The organism is Bellilinea sp., assembly GCF_034432615.1.
Classification (GTDB): domain Bacteria; phylum Chloroflexota; class Anaerolineae; order Anaerolineales; family Anaerolineaceae; genus Bellilinea.
Genome location: NZ_DAOUBL010000112.1, coordinates 1 through 3271, shown reverse-complemented (window position 1 = coordinate 3271; position 3271 = coordinate 1). Strand labels below are relative to the sequence as shown.

The window sequence follows — 3271 nt, the reverse complement described above, 5'->3', positions numbered from 1 at the left end:
GATCACCGGCAGGGGACTGCTGACCAGTGATGGAGAAGAGTGGCTGCGCCACCGCCGCATGGAACAACCCGCTTTCTCGCGCTCGCGGCTTGCCAGCCTTGATGAGGTCATTGCGCCGGCGGTTGAGGCGATGCTGGAACGCTGGCAGCGAGTTGCTTCGGACGATGTGCTGGACGTTGACCGCGAGATGATGGCTGTGACGCTGGAAATTGTGGGGAAAGCCTTGTTTTCGATTGACCTGCGTACGGATGCCCCCCGCCTGACCCGGGCGGTGTTAACGGCTCTCGATCATGTCATCTACCGCGCTCAAAATCCCTTTGCCCCGCCCGACTGGCTGCCGATTCCGCAAAATCTATCTTTCCGCAAGGCGCTGCGTCAGCTCGATCAGGCCGTCTATGAGATCATGGAGAATCGGCGCAGGAGCGGTAACCGATACGATGATTTGCTGGACATGCTGCTCAATGCACGCGATGAAGAGAGCCATAGCGGCGGTTTGACCGATCGCCAAATTCGGGATGAAATCATTACGCTGTTAATCGCCGGGCATGAAACGGTAGCCAGCGCGTTGACCTGGTCGTGGTATCTGCTGGCGCAGCACCCCCAGGTTTGGGAGCAGATGCGGGAGGAGGACGCCCGACTTCCCGCTGACCGTCTTCCCTGCTATCCGGATCTGGAACGGCTGCCGTTCACTGCCGCGGTTTTTTCAGAGGCGCTGCGTCTCTACCCGCCGGCCTGGCTGATCACCCGCAAGGCACTCGGCGAGGATGTGTTCGACGGTCAGACAATCCCCGCCGGGGCTTTGATCGTGATCAGCCCGTACGTTATTCACCGTCATCCTCAGTTTTGGGAAGATGCCGAAGCCTTTTTGCCGCAGCGGTTTACCGATGGCAATGAACGGAAAATTCCGCGCTATGCGTATATTCCCTTTGGGGGTGGCCCTCGCCTGTGCATTGGCAACAATTTTGCCCTGATTGAAGGCGTCTTAATTCTCGCAGCCGTGACCCAGCATTATCGCCTGGAACTGGCAACCCACGAACCGGTTCAGGTTGACCCGCTGGTTACGCTGCGGCCGCATGACGGCTTGCCGATGCGTTTGCGTAAAGTACAAAGTTAAGAGTTGTATTAGAGTTGTACAAGGGTACTGTACAAACCTTGTAAAACCTGCTATATTATTAGTGTGTACAAGGTTAGTACAACTTTGCATTAGCAAAAACGCAGGTACCCGACTGAAAGGACGCAGGCATGAAGACCATAACCGATTTCCCCGATGATCCAAAATACACCATCAAAGCAGTGGCTGCCCAAACCGGTATTCGACCGGTCACATTGAGAGCATGGGAGCGGCGGCATGAGGTGCTCACTCCCCACCGTTCCGATAACCGCTATCGTTTGTATTCGGACCGCGATGTGGCCATTTTACGCTGGTTGAAAAAACGGATTGACGAAGGCGTATCCATCAGCAATGCCATCAGTGAACTGCGCAGTATGACCCGTAACGGCGTCTGGCCGGAGGCAGTACCGACCATGCCAGCGGTCGAGCGTGTCCGCCCGGATACCGCACCGGAAGTTTATGCGGATCAACTGTATAAAGCATTGATCAAGCATGATGAGGCGCGCAGCGGGGAAATCGTCAAAGAGGTGCTGGCAGGGTATGACATCATGACAGTCTGCACCCAAATTTTTGGGCCGGCACTGGTGGAAATTGGCGAGGCCTGGTACCGCGGCGATATCCGCATCACCACCGAGCACTTTGCCAGTTCGTATCTGCGGGGTAAATTGCTGACATTGTTACAATCCTATCCCAGCCGGCGCGGTGCTCCCCACCTGTTGATTGGCGGCGCACCTACTGAACAGCACGAGATTGGCGCGCTGATGATGGCGGTTCTGCTGCGCAGTGAGGGTTACCGGGTTGAGTACCTTGGCCCGGATATCCCGCTGGATGATCTGGTGGATTACGCCCGCTACGAAAAACCAAACATGATCATCCTGAGCGCCAGCATGGAATCGGCTGCGCTGGAATTGAGGCGCATGCAGGAAAAAGTTAATCGCCTGCGGCCTACGCCCCTGTTCGGCTACGGTGGCAGTGCTTTTAATTACAAACCTCAATTGAGAAAGCAAATTGCCGGCATTTTCCTTGGAGAAACCCTGGATCAGGCCGTTGAAAAAGTGGGCGAACTGCTTTCGCACAGCCGCAAGGTTTCTTCGCGCAGCAGCGTTGCCGAAACTGTCTGAGGTCAAAAAATGCCGACAGGTTGTACAAACCTTGAATCGGCATTGTAAATTCCAGCCCGTTTCATTATGATAGATTAGTTACAGGTGAAAATTGTGGAAAAAGAAAAGGTTAATTTTGGAATGGATGATCCGGCGCTGGTAAATCCCCATCATGTTCCGGTGTATAACATCAAGGCGGTTTCGCGCCTGGTGGGTCTATTGCCGGTTACCCTGCGAGCATGGGAACGCCGCTACGGTTTACCGCGCCCTTCGCGTGGCGATCAAGGATACCGTTTATATTCTGAGTATGATTTGCGGTTGTTGCAATGGCTGAAGCGCCATGTGGACGCCGGGATGAGTATTGGGCGGGCGGTGGAATACCTGCACGAATTGCGCGCCATGGGCAAGGACCCGCTGACCGAGCAAGCGGTGGTTCAACCGGAGCGCCCCGCTTCGCTGGACGCGCTTTCGCAGCAGTTTTTGAACGCGTAGATCAACTTCAACGAGGAATCTGCCACAGAAATCCTGCGGCGTTCGTTCTCACTGTATTCCGTGGATCAGGTGCTGGTGTATATTATCACCCCCGTGTTGGTGGAGTTAGGCGAACGCTGGCACCGCGGTGAACTGCCGATTGCGGTTGAGCATTACGCCACCCAGTTTTGCATGCAGTACCTGATGAGCATGCTTTCGGCTTCGGCGCCGCCGGCCCGCCCGGGAGTGATTGTGGCTGCCTGCGCGCCGGGAGAACTGCACCAGATCGGTCTGCTTATGCTGGTGGTCATGTTGCGCTGGCGCGGCTGGGATGTCAAATACTTTGGACAGGACCTGCCGCTTGATCGGTTGGAAGAAGCCCTCTTACACCTGCAGCCGCGTCTTTTGTTGTTTACCGCCACTCGCAAGGACTCGGCTGTTAAGTTATCCCGTCTGCCGGAGATTTTAAAGCAGTTCCCCGAACCCCAGCCGGTTGTGGTATTAGGCGGGCGGGCTTTTTTGGATCATCAGCTGCCGGAAAATGTGCCAGCGGTTTACCTGGGCGGCACACCCGCTGAGATTGTGGCGC

The 3271-nt window shown here is 55.7% G+C and carries 4 protein-coding genes; all 4 read left to right on the top strand.

Features of this window, described 5'->3' with window-relative positions; translation table 11 throughout:
- Window positions 1-1114 (top strand): cytochrome P450 (locus tag VAE48_RS05210; RefSeq protein ID WP_322792259.1); only part of this gene is annotated, 1114 nt, incomplete at its 5' end.
- A gap of 128 nt (window positions 1115-1242) precedes the next feature.
- Window positions 1243-2232, top strand: coding sequence for a MerR family transcriptional regulator (locus VAE48_RS05205; RefSeq protein WP_322792258.1), 990 nt, complete (start codon window positions 1243-1245; stop codon window positions 2230-2232).
- 93 nt (window positions 2233-2325) lie between these two features.
- Window positions 2326-2703: a MerR family transcriptional regulator gene (locus VAE48_RS05200; protein ID WP_322792257.1), complete on the top strand. Its 378-nt coding sequence runs from the start codon at window positions 2326-2328 to the stop codon at window positions 2701-2703.
- Window positions 2704-2763: 60 nt separating this feature from the next.
- The coding region (locus tag VAE48_RS05195; RefSeq protein ID WP_322792256.1) for a cobalamin B12-binding domain-containing protein at window positions 2764-3271 on the top strand (508 nt) is incomplete at its 3' end.